This window comes from Ensifer adhaerens, from assembly GCF_028993555.1.
In the GTDB taxonomy this organism is placed as follows: domain Bacteria; phylum Pseudomonadota; class Alphaproteobacteria; order Rhizobiales; family Rhizobiaceae; genus Ensifer; species Ensifer adhaerens_I.
The window spans coordinates 575,699-597,585 of record NZ_CP118610.1 but is presented as its reverse complement, the minus strand read 5'-3'; the positions used below and the strand labels follow the sequence as shown (position 1 = coordinate 597,585).

Annotated in this window: 20 protein-coding genes; 4 read left to right on the top strand and 16 right to left on the bottom strand. The window is 62.0% G+C overall.

All coding sequences use genetic code 11. The features are described 5' to 3' along the window. Window positions 1-58: 58 nt before the first annotated feature. The 5 genes from PWG15_RS02750 to coxB form a co-directional block, all read right to left on the bottom strand. Window positions 59-649 carry a cytochrome c oxidase assembly protein gene (locus PWG15_RS02750; protein WP_275022975.1) on the bottom strand — a complete coding sequence of 197 codons (591 nt, stop codon included), beginning with the start codon at window positions 647-649 and terminating at the stop codon, window positions 59-61. An 11-nt stretch (window positions 650-660) separates the two neighbouring features. Continuing rightward, on the bottom strand, window positions 661-801 hold the full coding sequence (locus PWG15_RS02745) for a cytochrome c oxidase system small membrane protein (RefSeq protein ID WP_043619862.1): 141 nt from the start codon (window positions 799-801) through the stop codon (window positions 661-663). Next, entirely contained in the window at window positions 801-1,757 is a 957-nt protein-coding gene (locus tag PWG15_RS02740; RefSeq protein ID WP_275022973.1) for a heme o synthase, read from the bottom strand. Before PWG15_RS02740 ends, PWG15_RS02745 begins: the two co-directional genes overlap by 1 nt. A gap of 98 nt (window positions 1,758-1,855) precedes the next feature. Then, on the bottom strand, window positions 1,856-3,544 hold the full coding sequence (gene ctaD / locus PWG15_RS02735) for a cytochrome c oxidase subunit I (protein WP_057250686.1): 1,689 nt from the start codon (window positions 3,542-3,544) through the stop codon (window positions 1,856-1,858). 20 nt (window positions 3,545-3,564) lie between these two features. Further along, a complete protein-coding gene (coxB, locus tag PWG15_RS02730; RefSeq protein ID WP_275022972.1) occupies window positions 3,565-4,446 on the bottom strand; it encodes a cytochrome c oxidase subunit II in 882 nt (293 codons plus the stop codon). 342 nt (window positions 4,447-4,788) lie between these two features. On the opposite strand from coxB, the gene PWG15_RS02725 reads away from it, so the two are divergent. Further along, window positions 4,789-5,343 carry an invasion associated locus B family protein gene (locus PWG15_RS02725; protein ID WP_425536731.1) on the top strand — a complete coding sequence of 185 codons (555 nt, stop codon included), beginning with the start codon at window positions 4,789-4,791 and terminating at the stop codon, window positions 5,341-5,343. 132 nt (window positions 5,344-5,475) lie between these two features. Here PWG15_RS02725 and ribB read toward each other — a convergent pair whose 3' ends face one another. The 3 genes from ribB to PWG15_RS02710 form a co-directional block, all read right to left on the bottom strand. Beyond that, window positions 5,476-6,576: a 3,4-dihydroxy-2-butanone-4-phosphate synthase gene (ribB, locus tag PWG15_RS02720; RefSeq protein WP_275022971.1), complete on the bottom strand. Its 1,101-nt coding sequence runs from the start codon at window positions 6,574-6,576 to the stop codon at window positions 5,476-5,478. A 27-nt stretch (window positions 6,577-6,603) separates the two neighbouring features. After that, entirely contained in the window at window positions 6,604-7,701 is a 1,098-nt protein-coding gene (aroC, locus tag PWG15_RS02715; protein ID WP_275022970.1) for a chorismate synthase, read from the bottom strand. Window positions 7,702-7,816: 115 nt separating this feature from the next. Then, window positions 7,817-10,990 carry a bifunctional diguanylate cyclase/phosphodiesterase gene (locus PWG15_RS02710; protein WP_275022969.1) on the bottom strand — a complete coding sequence of 1,058 codons (3,174 nt, stop codon included), beginning with the start codon at window positions 10,988-10,990 and terminating at the stop codon, window positions 7,817-7,819. Between the two features lie 295 nt (window positions 10,991-11,285). Here PWG15_RS02710 and PWG15_RS02705 point away from each other — a divergent pair, with 295 nt between their 5' ends. Beyond that, window positions 11,286-11,546, top strand: a complete 261-nt coding sequence (locus PWG15_RS02705; RefSeq protein ID WP_275022967.1) for a DUF1344 domain-containing protein — start codon at window positions 11,286-11,288, stop codon at window positions 11,544-11,546. A gap of 93 nt (window positions 11,547-11,639) precedes the next feature. On the opposite strand, the gene PWG15_RS02700 is transcribed toward PWG15_RS02705, so the two are convergent. The 4 genes from PWG15_RS02700 to PWG15_RS02685 form a co-directional block, all read right to left on the bottom strand. Continuing rightward, on the bottom strand, window positions 11,640-12,224 hold the full coding sequence (locus tag PWG15_RS02700) for a histidine phosphatase family protein (protein ID WP_275022965.1): 585 nt from the start codon (window positions 12,222-12,224) through the stop codon (window positions 11,640-11,642). Window positions 12,225-12,272: 48 nt separating this feature from the next. Continuing rightward, window positions 12,273-13,091, bottom strand: a complete 819-nt coding sequence (gene fabI / locus PWG15_RS02695; protein ID WP_043619845.1) for an enoyl-ACP reductase FabI — start codon at window positions 13,089-13,091, stop codon at window positions 12,273-12,275. Between the two features lie 208 nt (window positions 13,092-13,299). Further along, on the bottom strand, window positions 13,300-14,406 hold the full coding sequence (locus PWG15_RS02690) for a DnaJ C-terminal domain-containing protein (RefSeq protein WP_275022964.1): 1,107 nt from the start codon (window positions 14,404-14,406) through the stop codon (window positions 13,300-13,302). Window positions 14,407-14,634: 228 nt separating this feature from the next. Then, complete coding sequence (locus tag PWG15_RS02685; protein WP_275022963.1) at window positions 14,635-15,087, bottom strand: RT0821/Lpp0805 family surface protein; 453 nt, start codon at window positions 15,085-15,087, stop codon at window positions 14,635-14,637. Window positions 15,088-15,227: 140 nt separating this feature from the next. On the opposite strand from PWG15_RS02685, the gene pdxH reads away from it, so the two are divergent. Then, window positions 15,228-15,848: a pyridoxamine 5'-phosphate oxidase gene (gene pdxH / locus PWG15_RS02680; protein ID WP_275022962.1), complete on the top strand. Its 621-nt coding sequence runs from the start codon at window positions 15,228-15,230 to the stop codon at window positions 15,846-15,848. Window positions 15,849-15,867: 19 nt separating this feature from the next. Here pdxH and PWG15_RS02675 read toward each other — a convergent pair whose 3' ends face one another. Beyond that, complete coding sequence (locus PWG15_RS02675; protein ID WP_275022961.1) at window positions 15,868-16,920, bottom strand: polysaccharide deacetylase family protein; 1,053 nt, start codon at window positions 16,918-16,920, stop codon at window positions 15,868-15,870. Between the two features lie 245 nt (window positions 16,921-17,165). Here PWG15_RS02675 and PWG15_RS02670 point away from each other — a divergent pair, with 245 nt between their 5' ends. After that, window positions 17,166-18,437 carry a serine hydrolase gene (locus PWG15_RS02670; protein ID WP_425536746.1) on the top strand — a complete coding sequence of 424 codons (1,272 nt, stop codon included), beginning with the start codon at window positions 17,166-17,168 and terminating at the stop codon, window positions 18,435-18,437. Between the two features lie 28 nt (window positions 18,438-18,465). Here PWG15_RS02670 and PWG15_RS02665 read toward each other — a convergent pair whose 3' ends face one another. From PWG15_RS02665 to PWG15_RS02655, 3 genes are all read right to left on the bottom strand, one after another. Next, a complete protein-coding gene (locus PWG15_RS02665) occupies window positions 18,466-19,122 on the bottom strand; it encodes a hypothetical protein (protein ID WP_275022959.1) in 657 nt (218 codons plus the stop codon). A 6-nt stretch (window positions 19,123-19,128) separates the two neighbouring features. After that, on the bottom strand, window positions 19,129-20,544 hold the full coding sequence (tldD, locus tag PWG15_RS02660) for a metalloprotease TldD (protein ID WP_275022958.1): 1,416 nt from the start codon (window positions 20,542-20,544) through the stop codon (window positions 19,129-19,131). 73 nt (window positions 20,545-20,617) lie between these two features. Then, a complete protein-coding gene (locus PWG15_RS02655; RefSeq protein ID WP_275022957.1) occupies window positions 20,618-21,817 on the bottom strand; it encodes a winged helix-turn-helix domain-containing protein in 1,200 nt (399 codons plus the stop codon). Window positions 21,818-21,887 lie beyond the last annotated feature (70 nt).

Here is a 21,887-nt window from a genome sequence, read left to right as displayed (position 1 = left end):
AATCCCCGATATGTCTCTCTCTTGTCGCCTTTCCGGCATAGCCGAAAAGGACCTCCAGTCAAAGTTTGTTCTCTTCCGTCTTCACCTGCGCCACCGGTTTCGACGGTTCGCGCGGGTAGAAGGTGTAGGACAGCGTCAACGTCTTGATGTCCTTGGTCTCCACCGCCTTGACGATGTCCGGATCGACGAAGAATACCACGGGCATCTCCATCTCCTCTCCCGGCTGCAACGTCGTCTCGGTGAAGCAGAAGCACTGTACCTTGTTGAAATAGGCACCGGCCTGCATCGGCGTGACGTTGAAGGTTGCCTGACCTGTCGTCGGCTTCGACGACAGGTTCTTCGCTCGGTACATCACCTGCACGGTTTCGCCGATGCGGATATCGATGTCGCGCTGGACAGGCTTGAACTCCCAGGGCAGACCGCCCGAGGTGTTCGCGTCAAAGGTGACCTTCACCTTCTCGTCCAGGATCACGTCCGAAGCCTGCTCGACGCGCTGCGTCGTGCCGTTGTAGCCGGTGACGCGGCAGAACATGTCGTAGAGCGGCACGGCAGCATAGGCCATGCCGACCATGCCGGCGACGAAGGCGAGGCAAGTGCCGACGACGACGCGGTTCGAGCGCTGCTTGGGCGTGGTTTCCGACGAATTCATGCCATCCAGCCTCAGTTGACCATGCCGTTGCCGAACTTGATCAGCGTGACGATGTAGAAAAGGACGACAAGCCCGAAGAGAACAAAGCCGAGCGCGATGTTGCGGCCGCGGCGAGACTTCTTCTGGGCATCAGTGAGCTTGACGGTTTCCATCAGGCAATACTCCCGGCGTTCAGCCAGATATTGACGATCAGGTGATCCGCCATCAGGGCGGAGAAGATCACGAACAGATACATGATCGAGAACGCGAACAGCTTCTTGGCAGGCAGCATGCGCTCATCCGCTTCCGGCATGCGCAGCACGCCGATCGAATACCAGATGAAGCCGAGACCGAGTGCCGCTGCGACGAGGCCGTAACCGATGCTCGCGAAACCGAGCAAGGTGGGACAGATACCGATGAGCGCGGTCAGCACCGCATAGATGACGATCTGCTTCTTGGTGGTCGCCTGGCCGCAGACGTTCGGCATCATCGGCACGCCGACGGCGCCGTAATCGCCCATCTTGAAGAGGGCAAGCGCCCAGAAATGCGCTGGCGTCCACAGGAAGGTGATCAGGAAGAGAACGATGCTTTCGATCGATACGGCGCCGGTGACGCAGGCCCAGCCGATCATCGGCGGGAAAGCACCGGCCGCACCGCCGATGACGATGTTCTGCGGCGTCGAGCGCTTCAGCCACATCGTGTAGATGACCACGTAGAAGAAGATGGTGAAGGCGAGTAACCCGGCTGCGAGCCAATTGACGGCGAGCCCGAGGATAATCACGGAAAAGGCCGACAGCGTCAGGCCGAAAGCCAGCGCTTCCTGCGGCAGGATCTTGCCGGCAGGGATCGGGCGCTTGGCGGTGCGGCTCATGACCGCGTCGATGTCGGCGTCATACCACATGTTCAGCGCGCCCGAAGCGCCTGCGCCAACGGCGATGCAGAGAATGGCGATGAAACCGATGAAGGGATTGATGTGTCCTGGCGCGAGCACAAGCCCGGCGAGCGCCGTGAAGACGACGAGGGACATGACACGCGGCTTCAGGAGCTCGAAGTAATCGCGCGCAGAGGCTTCGGACAGGCGCGGTACGCCTTCCATGCCGACTGCTTCGTGATTGTCGATGACCGTCATGTCCTGTCCCTGCTTTAGTCCCGGCCGCAATAGCCGTGTGTCGCCGGTTTTCCGGCGGGGTGAAGCCGCCGGAACCGGCGGCTTCTGTTCGTTGCCCATCACTTGATGCGCGGGAGCTGTTCCCACTGGTGGAACGGCGGCGGCGAAGACAGCTGCCATTCCAGAGTGTTCGCACCCTCGCCCCACGGATTGTCACCAGCGACGCGCTTCTTGGCGAAGGCTTCGAAGACGCCGAAGAGGAAGATAAGGACGCCGACGGCTGCGATGTAGGAGCCGTAGGACGAAACCATGTTCCAGCCGGCATAGGCATCCGGATAGTCGATGTAGCGGCGCGGCATGCCGGCGAGGCCGAGGAAGTGCTGCGGGAAGAAGATCAGGTTCACGCCGATGAACATGACCCAGAAGTGCAGCTTGCCGACGAACTCGGAGTACATGTAGCCGGTCATCTTCGGGAACCAGTAGTACCAGGCAGCGAAGATCGCGAACACGGCGCCGAGCGACAGAACGTAGTGGAAGTGGGCAACCACGTAGTAGGTGTCGTGCAGCGAGCGGTCGAGGCCGGCATTGGCGAGCTGAACGCCCGTGACGCCACCGACGGTGAACAGGAAGATGAAGCCGATCGCCCAGACCATCGGGGTCGTGAAGCGGATCGAACCACCCCACATCGTCGCGATCCACGAGAAGATCTTAACGCCGGTCGGAACTGCGATGACCATCGTCGCGAAGACGAAGTAGCGCTGCGTGTCGAGCGACATGCCGACGGTGTACATGTGGTGTGCCCACACGATAAAGCCGACGGCGCCGATCGCGACCATGGCGTAGGCCATGCCGAGGTAGCCGAAGATCGGCTTGCGCGAGAAGGTGGAGACGATGTGGCTGACGATGCCGAAGCCCGGCAGGATCAGGATGTACACTTCCGGGTGACCGAAGAACCAGAACAGGTGCTGGAACAGGATCGGGTCGCCGCCGCCTTCAGGCGCGAAGAAGGCCGTGCCGAAGTTGCGGTCGGTGAGCAGCATGGTGATGCCGCCTGCCAGAACCGGCAGCGAGAGCAGAAGCAGGAAGGCGGTGATCAGAACCGACCAGGCAAACAGCGGCATCTTGTGCAGCGTCATGCCTGGAGCGCGCATGTTCAGGATCGTGGTGATGAAGTTGATCGCACCGAGGATCGAGGACGCACCGGCGATGTGCAGGCCGAGGATCACGAAATCCATGGCCGGCCCGGGCATGCCCGATGTCGAGAATGGCGGATAGATCGTCCACCCGCCGCCCGCACCATAGGCACCGGCCGGTCCCTCGACGAACATCGACAGGAGCACCAGCAGGAAGGCCGGGATGATCAGCCAGAAGGAGATGTTGTTCATGCGCGGGAACGCCATGTCCGGCGCACCGATCATGATCGGAACCATCCAGTTGGCGAAGCCGCCGATCAGCGCCGGCATGACCATGAAGAAGATCATGATGAGCGCGTGCGCGGTCGTGAAGACGTTGAACATGTGCTTGCCGCCGTCGATGGCAGCATCGCCCTCGAAGCCGTAGACCATCTGCGCCAGACCGTGGAAGATCTGGATGCCCGGCTCCTGCAGTTCGGCGCGCATGAACACCGAAAGCGTGCCACCGATGATGCCCGCGAAAATCGCGAAGATCAGGTACAGCGTGCCGATGTCCTTGTGGTTGGTCGACAGGAACCAGCGCTGAAAGAAGCTCAGAGGCTTATGCGCATGGTCTGCGTGGCCATGATCGGAGTGATCATGGCGTTGATCGTGATGAACGGCTGTTCCAGCCATGGGTCGAGCTCCCCTTCCGATTACTGTGCGGCGTTAGCGGCGACGTCGACGGTCTTTGCCGCGTCGATGGACGCCATGAGCGCCTTGTTCGCATCGCCGAGATTGGTGGCGGCGGCTGCGAGCCAGGTGTCGTATTTTTCCTGCGAAACCACGCGGATGGCGATCGGCATGTAAGCGTGGTCCTTACCGCAGAGCTCGGAACACTGGCCGTAGTAGAGACCTTCGCGGTCAGCCTTGAACCAGGTTTCGTTCAGACGGCCGGGAACGGCATCGATCTTCACGCCGAAGGCGGGCATGGCGAAGGCATGGATCACGTCGGCAGCGGTGACGAGGACACGAACCGTCTTGCCGACCGGAATGACAACTTCGTTGTCGACGGCGAGCAGGCGCGGATATTCCTTCTTGTCTTCCTTGCCGAGGGCAGCGCGATCGCCTTCCTTCATCAGGATGCTGTCGAAGGAGAGCGGGCTTTCGCCGACTTCATATTCATAGGACCAGTACCACTGGTTGCCGGTCGCCTTGAGCGTCAGGTCCGGATTGGCGGGCGGCGTGAGCTGCGCAGTCAGGAGCTGGAAGGACGGAATGGCAAGGAAAAGAAGTACGATAACAGGACCGACGGTCCAGACGACTTCGATCGCGGTGTTGTGGCTGGTCTTCGAGGGAACCGGATTGGCACTCTCGCGGAACTTGACCACGACGATGATCAGCAGGAGGAGAACGAAAAGAGTGATCGGAATGATGAACCACAGGGTATAATGTTCAAACCACGTGATTTCTTCCATGATGCCCGTAGCGGCCGTCTGAAAGTTCGTCTGCCATTCGACAGGCTTGTCAGCAAAGGCGCTAGAAGCAAAAAGCAGACAGGCAAGCGCTGCCAGAACTGCATAAGCCTTGTTTTTCACAATGTGTCTCCCCAATGCGCTTGATCAGGATCAAACCGGAACGCAGAATCCCTGCGATACTGCTGCGCTTCAAACCACAGTTTGTCCGATGCCGCAACATCTGACCAATCAACCCCATGCGGCATTTTTGCACAAACGCATCTTTTCACACAGGCACCCCTTAGAAGCCGGCACGAATCGACTTATATGACGTCTTCCGCGCCCCTGGCGGCGCCATCGTACGCGGTTCGCGCGGCAACTCACAGGATAGGGCGTCTACCCCGCCCAATTTCCGCCATATGACGCTGGAATGTGCCCCGCAGGGCTTTTCATTTATTCCCGCGCGCTTCAAGAATAGCCCTGATGATTCGACGTTTTGAGGTTTACATGGGCCTGCCCCTCTTTTCGCGACTGTCGGCCTTCGCCGCCCTCGGCCTTGCCGTTCTCGCTCTCCCTGTTCAGAGCCTGGCCCAGCAGCCCGCCGGAACACCCGGCACGGTCAAGTCCAACCACGGCGCGTGGTCGATCGTTTGCGATCAGCCGGCAGGCGCATCTTCCGACCAGTGCGCGCTGATGCAGAACGTCATTGCCGAAGACCGGCCGGAAGTCGGCCTGTCCGTGGTGGTGCTGAAGACGGCGGACCGCAAGGCGAAGATCCTGCGCGTGCTCGCCCCGCTCGGCGTTCTGCTGCCGAACGGCCTCGGCCTCAATGTCGACGGCAAGGATATCGGTCGCGCCTATTTCGTGCGCTGCTTCTCCGACGGCTGCTATGCGGAAGTCGTGCTCGAGGACGAGCTTTTGAAGACTTTCCGCTCCGGCGCGACGGCGACCTTCATCGTCTTCCAGTCGCCGGAAGAAGGCATCGGCATCCCGGTCGACCTCAAGGGCTTCGGCGAAGGCTACGACGCGCTGCCCTGATGGGCGCCGGAAGATAGGCAAACAAGACACAACGCCGCGCTTCATGCGCGGCTTTTTGTTGGCAAGCGCCGGTACAAACGACAAAGCCCGGATCGACGATCCGGGCTTTGTCGTATTCGGAATTGTCATGCGTCAGATGATGTCGGTTCCGGCAATCTTGATGCCGAAGCCTTCGAGGCCGACATAGTGTCGCTCCCGCGAGGCAAGAAGGCGGATCGAGCTGATGCCGAGGTCTTTCAGGATCTGCGCGCCAAGGCCGATTTCCAGCCATTCGTTCTCGCGCGCCTGCGCCTCGTCATGCGCTTCGCGATCATGCTTGCCCTTGCGGGCTGTTTGCGAGACGCCGACACCGACAGATCCCTCGCGCAGGTAGACGATGACCCCCCTGCCCTCGTCTGCGATGCGCTTCATGATGCGATCGATCTGGCAGTCCTTGCCGAAGACATCGGCGCCGACATTTTCGAGATGCAGGCGAACCGGGATATCGACGCCGTCGCGGATATCGCCGAAGACGACGGCGAGATGCTGCATCGGATCCCAGGGCAGAGAATAGGAATGTCCCTTGGCCGAACCGTAGGGCGTTTCGATATCGAAGGAGCCGCCATGCTCGATCAGCGTTTCCTTGCGCTGGCGATAGGCGATGAGGTCGGCAACCGAGACCTGCTTGAGGCCATGGGCCTCGGCAAAGCTCGCGACCTGCGGTCCGCGCATGACAGTGCCGTCGTCGTTGACGAGTTCGCAGATGACGCCGATCGGCGGCAGGCTTGCAAGCTTGCAGAGGTCGACAGCCGCTTCCGTGTGACCCGAGCGCATGAGAACGCCGCCTTCGCGAGCGACCAGCGGGAAGATGTGGCCCGGACGAACGAAGTCCGTCGGCCCGACATTGGGATTGGCAAGGTTGCGCACCGTCAGCGTGCGGTCATCAGCGGAAATGCCCGTCGTCGTCCCATGCTTGAAATCGACCGAGACAGTGAAGGCCGTCGTGTGGGCGGAATCGTTTTCCGCGACCATGGCATTGAGGTTGAGGCGTTTCGCCTCCTCGCGCGGCATCGGCGTGCAAACGATGCCCGACGTGTGGCGCACGATGAAGGCCATCTTGTCCGGCGTGCAGTGCACCGCCGCGACGATCAAATCGCCCTCGTTCTCGCGGCCGTCATCATCGGTCACGACAACGATCTCGCCGGCCTCGAAGGCGCGGATGGCGTCGACGACACGCTTCTGGTCATAGGACATGGTGCTCTTCCCGAAATAGAGGGCGAATTACTTGAGGCGGCCGGTCTGGCCGCGATCACGCAAGTAGTGATCGGCGATCGTGCAAGCAAGCATCGCCTCGCCGATCGGCACGGCGCGGATGCCGACACAGGGGTCATGGCGGCCCTTGGTCCGCACATCGACCTCTTTGCCATCGCTATCGACCGAGCGGCGCTCCGTGAGGATCGACGAGGTCGGCTTGATGGCAAAACGCGCGATCACCGGTTCGCCGGTGGCGATGCCGCCGAGAATGCCGCCGGCATGATTGGACAGGAAGATCGGCTTGCCGTCGGCGCCGATGCGCATCTCGTCGGCGTTCTCCTCGCCGGTGATCTCGGCTGCACCGAAGCCATTGCCGATCTCGACACCCTTGACGGCGTTGATCGACATCAGGTTGGAGGCGATATCCTGGTCGAGCTTGGCGTAGATCGGCGCGCCGATGCCGGCTGGCACGCCCTCGGCGATCACTTCGACGACGGCACCGATCGAGGACCCGGCCTTGCGGATCCCGTCGAGATACTCCTCCCACACCGGCACGATCTCCGGATCCGGAGCGAAGAAGGGATTGTTGCCGACCTCGGCCCAATCCCAGTTGGCCCGGTTGATCTTGTGCTTACCGATCTGGACGAGCGCTGCGCGCACGACGAGGCCGGGCACGACCTTGCGGGCGATGCCGCCGGCAGCAACCCGCGCCGCGGTCTCTCGTGCCGACGAGCGTCCGCCGCCGCGATAGTCACGGATGCCGTATTTCAGATCATAGGTATAGTCGGCGTGGCCCGGGCGATAACGCTTGGCGATCTCGGAATAATCCTTCGAACGCTGATCGGTGTTCTCGATCAGCATGGAGATCGGCGTACCGGTCGAGATCATCGTCTCGCCGTCCTCGTCGAACATGACGCCGGAGAGCACCTTGACGAGATCATCCTCGCGGCGCTGCGTCACGAAGCGCGACTGGCCGGGCTTGCGCTTGTCGAGCCAGGCCTGGAGTTCGGCAAGCGTGAACCGGATGCCGGGCGGGCAACCGTCCACCACGCAGCCAAGCGCCGGCCCGTGGCTTTCGCCCCAGGTGGTGACGCGGAAGAGATGACCGAAAGTATTATGCGACATGAAGGCTACCGGACCTTGAGCAAGCAACGGCCGTACGTTTCGTACGCGGATGCCCTCTCTTAGTGGAAAGCCGTGGACGGGGAAAGACTTTTGCGGCTCGACGCGATGACGTTCGTCACGATGCCAGGCGCAGGCCACGATCAGCGGCAAAGGCGAGGAACTTCTCGGCGCTCAGCGGCCGGGAGAAGGCATAGCCCTGCAGGACGTCGCAGCCGAGGATGCCGAGCATCTCGGCATGCGCCATCGTCTCGACGCCTTCAGCAACGGTCTCGATGTTGAGCGAACGGGCGATCTCGATGATCGAACGGACAAGCGCCTGCTCCCGCCGAGCGCTGAGGACCGGGACGACGAGCTGGCGGTCGATCTTCAGCCGTTTCGGCTTGATCTTCAGCAGGCTGACGATCGAGGTATGACCGGTGCCGAAGTCGTCGAGCTCGATATCGATGCCGAGCTTCTTGATGCCCTCGATATTGGTGGCAACGATTTCGTCGCTTTCATCGAGAAAGATCGATTCCACCAGTTCGAAACAGATCTGGCCGGGCGCGATGCTCAAGCCTTCAAGAGAGGACAGAAGATCATCGTCCTGCAAGCGCTTGGCCGAAACATTGACGGAGATCTTGGGAACGCGCACGCCGGCGGCAGCCCATCGCATCTGATCGGTGAGAGCTTTCTCCAGAACGAGGCGGTCGAGCATCGCCGTCACATTGAGTTCATCGGCGATGCCAAGGAAGCGGTCCGGCGTCAGAATGCCCTCGCGCGGATGCTTCCAGCGCACCAGTGCCTCGACGCCGCAAAGCGCCAGCGTGGTCGCGTCGAATTGCGGCTGATACCAGGGCTCGAACTCGTCGCGCTCGATGCCTTCGAGGATCTCGTCGGCGATGCGCTTGGCCGTCACCACTTCCGCCTGCAGCACTTCGGTGAAGAACTGATAGCGGTTACGTCCCGCTTCCTTGGCCCTATAGAGGGCGATATCGGCATTGACGAGCAGCTTGCGCGCATCGATCTCCGCACCTCGGCCGACGGCAACACCGATGCTGACACCGAAGCGGCAGGGAAAACCGTTGTAGTCGACCGGCTGGCGCATCGCGGCGATGATCCGGTCACAGCGCACCGCGAGCGCCGCCTCGCCAGGCGCACCGGTGACGGCGACCACGAATTCGTCACCGCCGATGCGGGCGATGAGATCACCGGGCCTGGTATTTGCCCGCAGGATTTCGGAAGCGTGGATCAGCATGGCATCGCCGGCCGCGTGGCCGAGCGTGTCATTGATCTGCTTGAAACGGTCAAGATCGATATGAAGGATGGCGATATCCTCGTGATCGCCGGCCCTCGCCAGCCGCTCCAAAGCCTTGTCGAGCATGCGGCGGTTTCCGAGGCCGGTCAGAGGGTCATGCAGAGCGTTGTGCTCGATCCGCACCCGCGCCTGTTCCAGCTCGGCATTCTTCGCATCTGCCATCGCCTTGGCGGCCCGCAACTGCTCGGTCATCAGCACGTCTTCGGTGACGTCGAGCGCCATGCCGACGAATTTGCGCGCGCCATCCGGCGCCAAATGCAGCTTGCCGACGGAGCGGATGTGGCGGACGCCGCCGGCCGGCAGAACCACGCGTGCCTGGTGCACATAGGTCTCGTCGGCCGCTATGGCGCGGTTGACCGCGTCCAGCGCCGGCGACCGATCATCGGGGTGAAGCGTTGTGAGCCATATTTCCTCGTTCGTGGCCCCGTCGGTATAGACCAGACCGTAGAGCTGATGCATGCGCTCGTCCCAGTAGGCAACGTCGTTGTCGAGGTCCGCCTCCCACATGCCGCAGCGGTAGGAATCGAGCGCCAGGTCGAGGCGGCGCGAGAGCAGTTCAAGGTCCTGCTCGCGCTCGTAAAGACCTTTCAGCGCTTGTTCGAGCTCGAGATTCTGCTGATCGACCTGTGCCTTGGCCGCAGTCAGCCGCTCGGTCTTCATGACGTCGTCCGTGACATCCCAGCTTATGCCGGTGATCTTTGCGCGGCCGTCGGCGCCGCGGTGGCTGGATCCGACGTTGCGGATATGGCGCAAGGTTCCGTCGGTGAGGACGACCCGGTATTGCGAACGGTACTCCAGCCCGTCGTCCAGGCTGCGGAACAGCGCGTTGGCGGCGATGCCGATGTCATCCGGGTGCACGGTCGCACGCCATTCCTCATAGGTCGGTTCCTCCAGATGGACCTCCAGCCCGTGCAGGTGGAACATGCGGTCGTCCCAGGAGCGCTGCTGCGTTTCGACGTCGATCTCCCAGATGCCGATCTTGGACGCGTCAAGTGCGAGGTTCAGCCGGTGGGACAGCGTCATCACCTCTCCTTCCCGCGCTTTCAGCTTGGCAATATTGCGCTGCCGTTCATTGAACAGCCCGCCGGTCAAGAGGATCGGGATCACCACGATTGCGACGGCGGCGGCGATCGCCAGGCGAATGCTATCGATGTTTTCAGGCAGTTGGTCCCACCCGCCGACCGGCATGGCTGCAAGCTCCCATGCGCCACCCGCCAGATCCAGCCGCCGCGTCACCGATGTCTTGCGGAACAGCGCGTCGTCGCCGAAGAACGCATCCTGGATCCGCTCCTGCTCGGAGACATCCCTGATCGCGAGGTGAACGTCGACGTGGCGATGATCCTTCGTCAGTTCGGGCGCTTCGCTGCCCGTCTCCAGAAGGCGCGCGGCGCGATAAAGCGCCTTTTCGTCGATGATGGCCTCGACATAGCCCCAGCGCTCCATTCGCCCCTGGATCTTGGAAAAGACAGGCAAGAAAAGCTCGAAGCCATTGCGGCCGCTCGGCAGGCGAATGGGACCGATCATCACGGGTCTCACCGTCGACGATGCGCGTTCGATGGCGTGCCTTGTCGCGCCGAACCTGTTGAAATTGGTGCCGACGAACCACTGCTGGCTTTCACGCGGAAAGGCGATCCACACCACGCCGGCAGGCGCAGCCGAAGCGCGCACCATCTGCGGGTTCTGGAGGAGAAGCTTCGTCGCCATGACGGTAAAATCGTCAGGCGTCATCGCCGGGTGCACGCCGATGCTGTTGGCAAATCCGTTCAGCGCGGCGATGTTGGTGTTTATCTCCGATTGCAACCGATTGGCGATGAGGTTCAGTTCGTTCTCGACGTCGATCCTGAGGTCATTCTGGAAATTTTCGCGATTCTGCCGCTCGTAAACGTACCCGCCGGTAAAGACGACAAGGCCGGCGATCGCCGCTGGTATGAGCGATGGTTTCGCAAATCTGGCTGCCGCCCGAATGCGTTGGCGCAGTACGTCGATGATCTTCAAGCTATTCCCCTCAGTCCCCAACCAAAGGTAGCGAGCGAGTCTTAAGATTGGCTTTCGTTACAAATCCTTGGAAAACCCTATGATTCATGGGGAAATCAATATTCCGGCTCCCCTACTTCGGCGCTCCCCCGCTTGAAAAAAACGATGTCGCCGTCCAGTCTTCCGGCGTCGGGCAGGCCATCAAAAAACCGGGGCCTGACGGCCAAAAGCCAAGTTACAAGGCAATTTTTGCCACAATCGGGGGCCAAGGGTGATGACAGGAATGTTCGCAGAATCGTTGAAAAGGGCAAGAAAGATGCGTTTTGTCATTGCCGCGCTCATGGCCACTGCCGGCCTGCTTTCGCCTTTGTCCGCTCTTGCGGAAAGCGCCGACGTGGAAGCTATCATTACGGGTGTCGACACTGAACGCCTCAGCCTGCAGCTCGATGACGGCAAGAGCTACCAAGCGCCCGAAGAGTTCAATTTCGAGGGTCTGAAAGCGGGCGTGAAGGTTCTGGTCTTCTATACCGAAGTCGATGGAAAACGGGTCATCAACGACCTCGAAATCGTACAGTAAGCAGCGCCCCGTCCCTCAGATCACGCAATGCCGGACGGGAAACCGTTCCACACTTTTCCGGGCATTGCTTTGGGGCGGTTATCGTTCCGGCCGTCAGATCCAGCCGATGGCACCGCCGGAAATGCGCAGTAGGCGATCCTGCGGGATCGCCGCAGACGCAGCCTCCTCGGCCTCCATTTCCCCAAAAAGCTTGAAAAGCGATCGGATGACGCCGCCGTGGCTGACGCAGATGGTCGGTTTCGTCACGTCCTTCAGCCAAGCTGCAACGCGCCAGGACAGGATCTCGTAGCTCTCGGCATCAGGTCCCGGCGGAATGAAGTCCCACTTCACCGCGCGCCGTTCGGCGATCCTTTGCGGCGCCGAACGCTTGAGCTCGGGAAGCGTGTGTCCTTCCCAGTCACCGAAGGATACTTCCTTCAGCCGTTCGTCGGTGCGGTAGGCAGCGGGATCGAGACCCATCGCCAGCCTCACGCGCTCCATGGTCTCGCACGTGCGGCCAAGCGGGCTCGCGACGAAATCGAAATGCGCGGCGTCGGTGCCAAGGATGCCCGCGAGTGCCTTGCCGTTTCCGGTCGCCTGCTGGCGACCGAAATCATTGAGCGGGATGTCCTTCTGGCCCTGGAGCCGGCTTTCGGCATTCCAGTCGGTCTGTCCGTGACGGATCACATAGATCAGCACAACATGTCTCCGGGGCAGCGGACTGCCGACACCGATTGAGGGTATCGATCAGTCCTTGATCACGGAGATATCGGGCGCGTCCACCGCCTTCATGCCGACGACATGGTAGCCGCTGTCGGCGTGGTGAACTTCACCGGTGACCGAACGCGACAGGTCGGAGAGCATGTAGAGGCCGACATCGCCGACTTCCTCGATCGTCACGGTGCGGCGCAGCGGCGCGTTGTACTCGTTCCACTTGAGGATATAGCGGAAATCGCCGATGCCGGAGGCCGCCAGCGTCTTGATCGGACCGGCAGAAATGGCGTTGACGCGGATGTTCTTCGGGCCGAGGTCGACCGCCAGATACTTCACGCTCGCTTCGAGCGCAGCCTTGGCGACACCCATGACGTTGTAGTTCGGCATGACCTTTTCGGCGCCGTAGTAGGTCAGGGTCAGCATCGAGCCGCCATCGGTCATCAGCTTTTCAGCGCGACGGGCAACCGAAGTGAAGGAGTAGACCGAAATCTGCATCGTCTTGGCGAAGTTGTCGGCCGAGGTATCGACGTAGCGACCGGTCAGTTCGTCCTTGTCGGAGAAGCCGATCGCATGCACCACGAAGTCGATCTTGCCCCATTGCTTTTCGAGCGTATCGAAGACGGCGTCGATGCTGGCTTCGTCGCTGACGTCGCAATGGCCGGCCATGAAGCCGTCGATCTCGGCGAGCAGCGGCTCGACGCGCTTCTTCAGCGCATCGCCCTGATAGGTCAACGCAACTTCACCACCCTGTGCGTGGATGGCCTTGGCAATGCCCCATGCGATGGAACGGTTGTTTGCAACGCCCATAATGACGCCGCGCTTGCCCTTCATCAGACCGGATGCCTGAGCCATGGTAAGTCCCCAATACTATTTCCAGCAACGGCCGGTGCCGGTGCCAAAGTTCACAAATGTCATAGACACCCCACCGAACGGGTGCGGCAAATTGTCGAGAATTGCCTATGGCATAGTGGCAAGGGTGGTTCAAGCGCGCCTGAGATCAGGAACTGTTAGTCCCCGTAATATTGGTTCAAAGTGTCAGCGAACTGTCACAAATGGACCGTCACAGATAGAGTCCGTCGCGCTGCGACTTCATCAGATCGGTCACCTTCTCATCCGGCGTGTCTTTCAGGACCAGCCGCAACTCCACCAGGAGATCGCCGTGGGTCCCGTAGGTTCCGGGAAGGCCCTGGCCTGTGAGGCGGATGATCTTGTCCGAACCCGACCAGGGCGGCACGACGACGGTCACCGGGCCAACCGGCGTTTCGATGCGCTCCTCGCAACCGAGGACGGCGCCCTGCAGATCGATCGGCATAGTCGTAAGCAGATCAAGGCCACGGGTGCGGAAGGCGCCGTTCTGATCGACCCGGAGCGTGACGACGACATCGCCGCGGCTCATGCCGGTGACACGGTAGCCCTGTTCGGCCAGACGAATGGTCTGCCCGTCGACGGCACCCGGCGGAATTTGAACCTTCAGGCTCTCGCCGTCGGGAAGCTCGACCGTCAGGCGCTGGCGATTGATAAGATCCTCGATGCCGACAACCAGATCGACGGTCAGGTCGGGCACCTTCTCTGCGGTCTTTGCTGCGCGGCCGCGGATGCGCCGGACGATGGCTGCAACGAGTTCGGCTGCGGGCGCTGCGGCGCGCTGCATGAGCGGGGTTTCCGTCTTGGCAACGGTTTCCGGCTGGGTCTCGGCCGCAGGTTCAGGCTTTGCCTCGGCAGCTTGAGCCGGGCGTTCCGGCTCCTTGGCCGCTGTCGGTTTCGGCGCGGGCTTGGGCGATGGGTTCGGCGCCGGCCTCGGCGATGGCCGGGCCGACCTGGCACGCGCGTCGGCGCCAAAGATCTGCGAGATGGCGTCCTCGGCGGTCTCCGCGTCGACGGGCGCCTCCTCCTGGCCATTGCCGCGCATCTTTGCCTTCATCGCCTCCATGCGGCGAAGCTCGGCCTCGCGGCGCGCATAGTCGTAGCGGCTTCTGAGCTTGGGATCGCGCAGAAGCTCGTAGGCCTTGCCTGCCTCGGCAAAGCGCTCGGCGGCGGTGGGGTCGTCCTGGTTATGGTCAGGATGCACGGCCTTTGCCAGCGAACGCCAGGCCGCCTTGATTTCGTCCTGCCCGGCATTGCGCCGGACACCGAGGATCGCATAGGGATCACGCATGGCTTCTACCATCTTCTCTGATCGGCGGCCTCTCCCTGATGCCCGCCTTATGCCCCGATTGAAGGCGTCATTGCCGCCTTTCCACTCGGCACCGATGATCCGGAGAACTTGCTAAATAGTGGTTAGCCACAACGCCGCCACCGGCTCTGGAATGAGCCCTGCCGACGATCGTTCGCACTTTTAGAGAAATGTGGTTAATCGCCGATTTCCGAGCGTTAACTCGTGCTTGCGAGCTTTTTCTCAGGCGCGCGGGCCGAAGCTCGTCAAATACCAGGCGCCATCGCCGCCCTGGCACGTGTTGCCGTCGAACTTTGCGATGCCCTCATAGGAATGGCGCGTCGTGGTGAAACGACGGCACAGCATGCCGCTCGCGCGGTCTTCCTGAATGCTGCTGATGACACCGGCGCTACCGGAGGTCGCGTTGGCCCAGGGGATCGGATTGATCGTGCCGCCGCCGAGTTCCGCCGAAGTCACGGCGTTGCGAACCATCACCGCGTCGGAGAGCCCATCGGAGGTTTTGGCGACGGGAACGGTGCCCGTCGAGACCGTGCGGTCGACGCCGCCGCCAAAGAAATCGAGGCCCGCGCCCATGCAGCCGGAAAGCACAAGCACCGGCAGGCAAATTGCCGCGCTACGCAGCAAGGTGAAGGAATACCCCTTCTTGGCATCGATCCACTTTGCTATGTCTTGCACGGCAATCCTGTCAGACTCGCTGGAGCCGCACGTTGCTCGAGTGGTCAACATACAGGCTCCGACATTTTCGATGCGGAAACACCGGTCGGGTTCATCCCGAAGCATTTCCGCGCCAGACATCACGGCATTGGAAGGCAATAATGGCGGCGAATGAGTTAACAAGCGGTGACTTCACCGAATCAAATGAGCCCTTTTCCCTGTTTGGCATATGGCTGAAGGACGCGGAAGGCAGCGAAATCAACGACCCGAATGCGGTTGCGCTTGCCACCGTCGACGGCGACGGATTGCCGAATGTCCGCATGGTTTTGCTGAAGGGTTTCGACGAACGCGGCTTCGTCTTCTACACGAATTTCGAGAGCCAGAAGGGCCAGGAAATCCTTGGCGCCCGCAAGGCGGCCATGTGCTTCCACTGGAAATCCCTGAGGCGCCAGGTGCGCGTGCGCGGCCCGGTCGAGATCGTGACCGACGAAGAGGCAGACGAATACTTCAAGAGCCGGCCGCGCGGCAGCCGCATCGGCGCCTGGGCCTCGAAGCAGTCGCGCCCGCTTGAAGGCCGCTTCGCGCTTGAAAAGGCGGTTGCCGAATATACCGCCCGCCACGCGCTTGGCGAGATCCCGCGCCCGAGCTACTGGTCCGGTTTCCGCATCCGCCCGACTTCGATCGAATTCTGGCACGACCGCCCATTCCGCCTGCATGACCGGATGGAGTTCCGCCGCGCGACGCCCGAAGGCGGCTGGGAAAAGGTGCGGATGTATCCTTGAGTGGCTGGGCTTCAGCGCCCTAGCCTGACGCCAGCCGGAAGGGGATGCCCGAGGCCAACGCCGAGACGTAGCGTGCCCGCTGGAAATGACCATTCAGCGAAATGCGTGGCAACGCATGAAGGTAGGACTGCGCGCGTTCGTCGAGCGTGCCGGGCTGGGTGGTGACCGCGAGCGTGAAGCCGAGATCGGCGACGATGCGATGGTCGCGTGCCGACACCGCCGGCGCGTCGCCATAGGGATAGGCGAAGGTCAGAGGCCGCCGGCCGGTAATGGCCTCGACGCGCTGCGCGGACTCGTGAATTTCTCGCCTTGCGTCGTCGTCGCTCAGGCGCGCGACAGAGCGATGGCTGATCGTGTGCGCGCCGAGGCTGGCCAGCGGGCTTTTGACCAGCTGTCGCAGACCTGCCGGATCCAAGGTCAGCCCTTCGGTGATCGCCAGCGGATCGATACCGTGTTCGATCGCTGTGGCGTTCAGTGAAGCAATGGCCGGCGCTTCATCACGGCTATGAATGAAAGCCGCGACACGATTGAAAGCCGCCTGCTTGTCCGCAGTCGTGCGCGTTGGCAGCGTTTCGATACCGTGACCGAAGTCGAAGCGCAGCGTCTCGTTCGTGGCGAGCACATTGGCGAGCGTTTCCCACCAGAGTGTATGGGTCCGATCGATGAAGCCGCCGGTGACAAAGACGGTGAAGGGTGCGGCGTGGCGCTCGAACACGGGCAGCGCATGCTCGAGATTGTTCCGGTAGCCGTCATCAAGCGTAAAACAGGCGATCGGGCCGCGCTCCGCGGCCAGCACATGCGGCAACTGCTCGAGCGCGACGAAACGATAGCCGTCGCGCTTCAGCGTCGTCAGCGCCGCGTCGAGGAATTCAGGGGTGATTTCCAGATGGGCATTCGGGTCGAAGGCACGGGCAGGTTTCGGCCGGACATGGTGCAGCGTGAAGATCGCCCCCTGCCCGCGCGCGCCAGCCATCAGCCCGACGCGACTCAGCCCTCCGGCCACTTCCAGTCCGCCGGCAATGGCGGCCCGGCGAACAATTGCCCTGATCGTGTTCCTGATGGCCTGCCCCATGTTTCCCCGTGCGGCGCCAGAGCGTCCTCTGCGCCGTGCTCCGGGCTCAAAGGTTAACGACGAGGGCGTTAAGCCTTGTTGAACGGAGAGGACATTTATCGCCCGTTTACCACAACCTCGAAAACAGGATAGAAGTGTCACATTCCGCCCTAAAGTTGCAGCAAAGACACGGATTTTGTCACAAAACGAAACAGCTTCGCGCCTGTGACCGATGGCGCCATTCGACGGGGATCGACATGAATACTTTGCGCTGCCTCCTTTTGGCGACCTTCGCTCTCGCCTTGGGGACCGCAACGGCGATTGCCGGTACTGCCTCGCTGGTGCTGGATGCGCGCACCGGCAAGGTTCTGTCGGCCGAAAATCCCGACGTGCTCAACCATCCGGCTTCGCTGACCAAGATGATGACGGTCTATATGGCCTTCGAGGCTCTCAGGCGCGGCGAGCTCTCCTGGGACAGCAAGATCAAGGTGTCAAAAGCGGCTGCGGCGAAACCACCGATGCGCCTCGGCCTCAAGCCCGGCATGACCATTACGGCTCGCGAAGCCGTGCTCGGCATGATCGTGCGCTCGGGCAACGATGCGGCAGCGGCCATGGCGGAAAGGCTCGGAGGCTCCGAGGCCAACTTCGCCCGGATGATGACCGCCAAGGCGCGGCAGCTTGGCATGAGCAGGACCGTCTTCGTCAACTCTTCCGGTCTGCCGGCGAGCCAGCAGGTGACGACGGCGCGTGAGATGTCGACGCTGGCCGTCGCGCTGATGCGCGACTTCCCCAAGGAATACCAGCTCTTTGCGACCGAGAGCTTCAATTTCCGCGGCCGCAAGGTCCGCGGCCACAACAACCTGATGTATCGCTACGAGGGCATGGACGGTATCAAGACCGGTTACACCAACGCTTCCGGCTTCAATCTCGTCAGCGCCGTCAAGGATGGCAATCGCCGGGTGGTCGGCGTCGTTCTCGGCGGCAGGACGGCGCGTAGCCGCGATGCCAAGATGGCGGCCCTTCTCGATCGCCATGTCGGCAAGGCCTCAACGAAAACCGGGCGGCAGCTCGTGGCGTCGACACGCGGCAGCAAACCGGTCGAAACCCCGGTGGAAGTGGCATCTGCAGCAACATCAGACGTCCCGATGCCCTATGCCGCCCCTCAGCGGGCGAAGCAGGATTCCGTTGCCGCACTGATTGCGGCGACGCCCACGACGGCAGTCCCCGCAGACCGCCCCACAGAGGTGGCCGAGATCGAAAACAGTGCCGCGACGCCCATGGCAGGCGGCGGCTGGCAGATCCAGATTTCGGCCGCTCCGTCTGCCGAGGCGGCTCGTATGCTGCTCGCCCAGGCGCGCTCCGAAGCCGGCGCTCCACTCGCAGGAGCCACGCCCTACACCGAAGCTGTCGGCAAAGGTGCTAAGGCGATCTACCGCGCGCGCTTCGTCGGGTTCTCGAGCCGTGATGCGGCAGCGGCCGCCTGCGACGCGCTCAAGCAGCGCTCTTATGATTGCATGATGCTGCCGTCGCGCGGGTGAGCGTCCGCGGGAACAAAGGCAGTCTTCATCATGTTTCCGCAGCGATCCTGCGGAAACGATTGGCGAGCCACCAGTCACATTGCTCCTCGGTGTAGCCAAGGAGCAGCCCCTCCTCGCGCTCGTCTTCCGCGGTCCATGGACGCCAATCGTGAAAGAGCCGATGGCAGCGCTGTCTGAAGAGGTCAAAACGCCACTCGTCTCCCGGCAATGCATAGGTGAGGTATAGGACCCGTTGCTCTTTCTCGCCGCCGGTCGTGGTCGGGCACATCCGCGCGACTTCGAACCTATCTAGAACCAGGGCCCCCGCATCCACGTGCGGCGCAAAGAGCAATCGCGCTTCCTCCAGCCAGGGCGATTCCGGGTCATCGGAGAAATGGGCAAAGGGCTTGCGCCCTTCGAGCATCAGCGGAAGCTCATAACCGGTGTGCACCAGATAGGGCACCGTATCGAGCGCATGCGGCCGTCGAAGCACGGCCTCCTCACCCGTTTTCGGCAAAGCAAGCCCGAGGGCCGAGGCCAGCAGCGTCAGATCGTTTTGATCCAGACGGTAGTAGGCATGATCCAGGAAAACGCCGTTGCGCAGATCCAACACCCGCGCGATCTCGCCGGCATCGGCATCAAACTTCAGCTCGTGGCTCGGCGTGGCGGTCTCCTGCGACAGAAAGGAGAGCTTGAAGACCGCCACTTAACGTTACGCCTGCGTGCCGCCGACCGTGATCTGATCCATGCGCAGATGCGGCTGACCGACGCCGACCGGTACCCATTGGCCGGCCTTACCGCAATTGCCGATGCCAGTGTCGAGCTTGGTGTCGTCGCCGACCATGGTCACGCGCTTCATCGCGTCCGGGCCGTTGCCGATCAGCATCGCGCCCTTGACGGGCGCGCCGATCTTGCCGTTTTCGATCAGATAGGCCTCGGTACAGCCGAAGACGAACTTGCCCGAGGTGATGTCCACCTGGCCGCCGCCGAAGGAAACGGCATAGATCCCCTTCCTGACCGAAGAGATGATTTCCTCGGGTGTCCTGTCGCCCGAGAGCATGTACGTGTTGGTCATGCGCGGCATCGGCACATGGGCATAACCCTGCCGGCGACCATTGCCGGTCGGCTGCATGCCCATCAGCCGGGCGTTCTGCCGGTCCTGCATGTAGCCGACGAGCTTGCCGTCCTCAATCAGCACGTTGTAGCCGGAGGGCGTGCCTTCGTCGTCGATCGAGATCGAACCGCGCCGCGCTTCAATGGTGCCGTCGTCGACGACGGTGACGCCCTTGGCGGCAACCTGCTCGCCCAAAAGGCCGGCGAAAGCCGAGGTCTTCTTGCGGTTGAAGTCGCCTTCAAGGCCATGGCCGACGGCTTCGTGCAACATGACGCCCGGCCAGCCGGAGGCGAGCACCACGTCCATGGTGCCGGCCGGCGCATCGATCGCTTCGAGATTGACGAGCGCTTGGCGCAGCGCCTCGTCGGCGCCCATCTTCCAGTTTTCCTCAGTAACGAAATCGCCGAAGCCGCGGCGGCCGCCGGTGCCGAAGGATCCGCTTTCCTGGCGGTCGCCGTCACCGGTGACAACTGAAATGTTGATGCGGGTCATCGGCCTGACGTCGTGCACGCGATGGCCATCGGCACGAAGAATGTCGACGACCTGCCAGCTCGCTGCAATCGATGCCGTGACCTGACGAACCTTTGGATCCTTGGCGCGCAGATAGGCGTCGATTTCCTGAAGCAGCGCGACCTTCGCCTCGAAGCTTGGCTCGCCGATCGGGTTCTCGTCGCCGTAAAGTTTCTTGTTGGTGCGCTGCGGGGCTGCGGCGTAGGAGCCGGCATAACCGCGCGTCACCTGCGCCACCGCGTCGGAGGCGCGGCGAAGCGCCGACAGGGAAAGCTCGCCGGAATGGGCGTAACCGACCGCTTCGCCGGCAACGGCACGCAGGCCGAAACCCTGGTCGGTATTGAAGCTGCCGCCCTTGAGACGGCCGTTGTCGAAGGACAGGACCTCGGCCTGGGCGTGCTCGAGGAACAGTTCGCCGTCGTCGGCGCCGGCGAGCGTTTCCGAGAGAACCTTGCGGACCGTTGCCTCGTCGGCATCGAAGAGGCTCATCAGATCGGTGTTCATGGTGGTGCGCTCCCGCATCAAGATATCTATGGCCTCCATTTAGGAAGGCGGCGGGTTCAAGCCAAGGAAAATATCACGTAAGCGAAGAGTTCCAGCCTTCGAGACGCTCCACTCGCTCGACGCCGGCAAAGCGGGCGACACGGTCAAGCTCGGCATCGATGCGCTCCAGCCGCCCTGCCGACGCACGGACGCCCTTTTCGAGCCAGAGCCTGCGGACGGCGAGACTGCCGCGCTTGCGATCCGCCTTCATGTCGATGCGACCGATCAGCCGGTCGCCCTCGATCAGCGGGAAGACGTAGTAGCCGTATTCGCGCTTGGCCTCGGGCACGAAGATCTCGATGCGATAATAGAAGCCGAACAGCCGCTCGGTGCGATTGCGGTCGCGCAGCAGCGGGTCGAAGGGGCTGAGCACCCGGACCCTGCCGGGAGGCTCGGGGATGTCGCCAAGCATTCCTGGAAATCCGGTAAAGGCATAGGCGAGACGCGGTCGACCGCCATAGATCGCTTCGATTGCGATCTCGTCGAGTTCGTCGCGATGTTCGGCCACCCAGGTCTTGGCCTCCTCGGGAGACACCAGATCCCAGAAGGCGGCGATCTCGCCATGGGTGGCAAAACCCAGTCGATCAAGCGCGCTGCGACAGGCCCAGTCGATGAATTCCGGATGACTGACATCACCTTCGTGATGGTGCTGCGGTATCACTCTTTCGGTGAGGTCATAGACCTTCTGGAAATTCTCGCGGCGAGCGATCGCCAGTTTTCCCGTCCGCCACAGCACTTCAAGCGCCGTCTTCGACGGATGCCAGTTCCACCAGCCTCCGGATTCGTGTTCCGCCTCCTTGAGATCACGCGCGAGCACCGGACCGCCCTCGGCGATACGCTGATAAGTGTCGTCGCACCCCTTTTCGAAGCCCTCACCGCGCCACGCCTTCCAGCGCTCGACAATCGTCTCTCCTTCCCATTTGAAGCGATGCTTCCAGTAGCGGAAGAAGCTGCTCGGAATGATCGAGGCGTCATGCGTCCAGTGCTCGAACAGGTCGCGGTCGTCTTCCAGAAGCGCCGTCAGATGCTCACGGCGATAGGTCTGGTTACGGGAAAACAGAATCTGGTGATGGGCACGCTCCACCGTGGCAATGCTGTCGACTTGCACGAAACCGATGTCGTGGATCAGCTTGAGCAGGCCCTCCTTGCCGAGCGCGCGGTTCGGCGCGCCAGAAAGGCCCTGCTTGGCGAGGAAGATGCGACGGGCGTCGCTGTTGGAAAGGCGAATCGTCATGGCGAAAAGAATAGGCTTTTATTCCCATAATTCAAATGCCGCATCGATCCGGGGACCGCATTGCCCTTGT

What these genes read in the sequence shown, in the direction of transcription:
- PWG15_RS02725 (WP_425536731.1), top strand. Translation starts at nt 4,789, where the DNA reads ATGATTCGACGTTTTGAGGTTTACATGGGCCTGCCCCTCTTTTCGCGA.
- PWG15_RS02675 (WP_275022961.1), bottom strand. Translation starts at nt 16,920, where the DNA reads ATGGGGCAGGCCATCAGGAACACGATCAGGGCAATTGTTCGCCGGGCC.
- ribB (WP_275022971.1), bottom strand. Translation starts at nt 6,576, where the DNA reads ATGTCCTATGACCAGAAGCGTGTCGTCGACGCCATCCGCGCCTTCGAG.
- PWG15_RS02705 (WP_275022967.1), top strand. Translation starts at nt 11,286, where the DNA reads ATGCGTTTTGTCATTGCCGCGCTCATGGCCACTGCCGGCCTGCTTTCG.
- ctaD (WP_057250686.1), bottom strand. Translation starts at nt 3,544, where the DNA reads ATGGCTGGAACAGCCGTTCATCACGATCAACGCCATGATCACTCCGAT.
- PWG15_RS02745 (WP_043619862.1), bottom strand. Translation starts at nt 801, where the DNA reads ATGGAAACCGTCAAGCTCACTGATGCCCAGAAGAAGTCTCGCCGCGGC.
- PWG15_RS02655 (WP_275022957.1), bottom strand. Translation starts at nt 21,817, where the DNA reads ATGACGATTCGCCTTTCCAACAGCGACGCCCGTCGCATCTTCCTCGCC.
- fabI (WP_043619845.1), bottom strand. Translation starts at nt 13,091, where the DNA reads ATGGCTCAGGCATCCGGTCTGATGAAGGGCAAGCGCGGCGTCATTATG.
- tldD (WP_275022958.1), bottom strand. Translation starts at nt 20,544, where the DNA reads ATGAACACCGATCTGATGAGCCTCTTCGATGCCGACGAGGCAACGGTC.
- pdxH (WP_275022962.1), top strand. Translation starts at nt 15,228, where the DNA reads ATGGCGGCGAATGAGTTAACAAGCGGTGACTTCACCGAATCAAATGAG.
- PWG15_RS02690 (WP_275022964.1), bottom strand. Translation starts at nt 14,406, where the DNA reads ATGGTAGAAGCCATGCGTGATCCCTATGCGATCCTCGGTGTCCGGCGC.
- PWG15_RS02750 (WP_275022975.1), bottom strand. Translation starts at nt 649, where the DNA reads ATGAATTCGTCGGAAACCACGCCCAAGCAGCGCTCGAACCGCGTCGTC.
- PWG15_RS02740 (WP_275022973.1), bottom strand. Translation starts at nt 1,757, where the DNA reads ATGACGGTCATCGACAATCACGAAGCAGTCGGCATGGAAGGCGTACCG.
- aroC (WP_275022970.1), bottom strand. Translation starts at nt 7,701, where the DNA reads ATGTCGCATAATACTTTCGGTCATCTCTTCCGCGTCACCACCTGGGGC.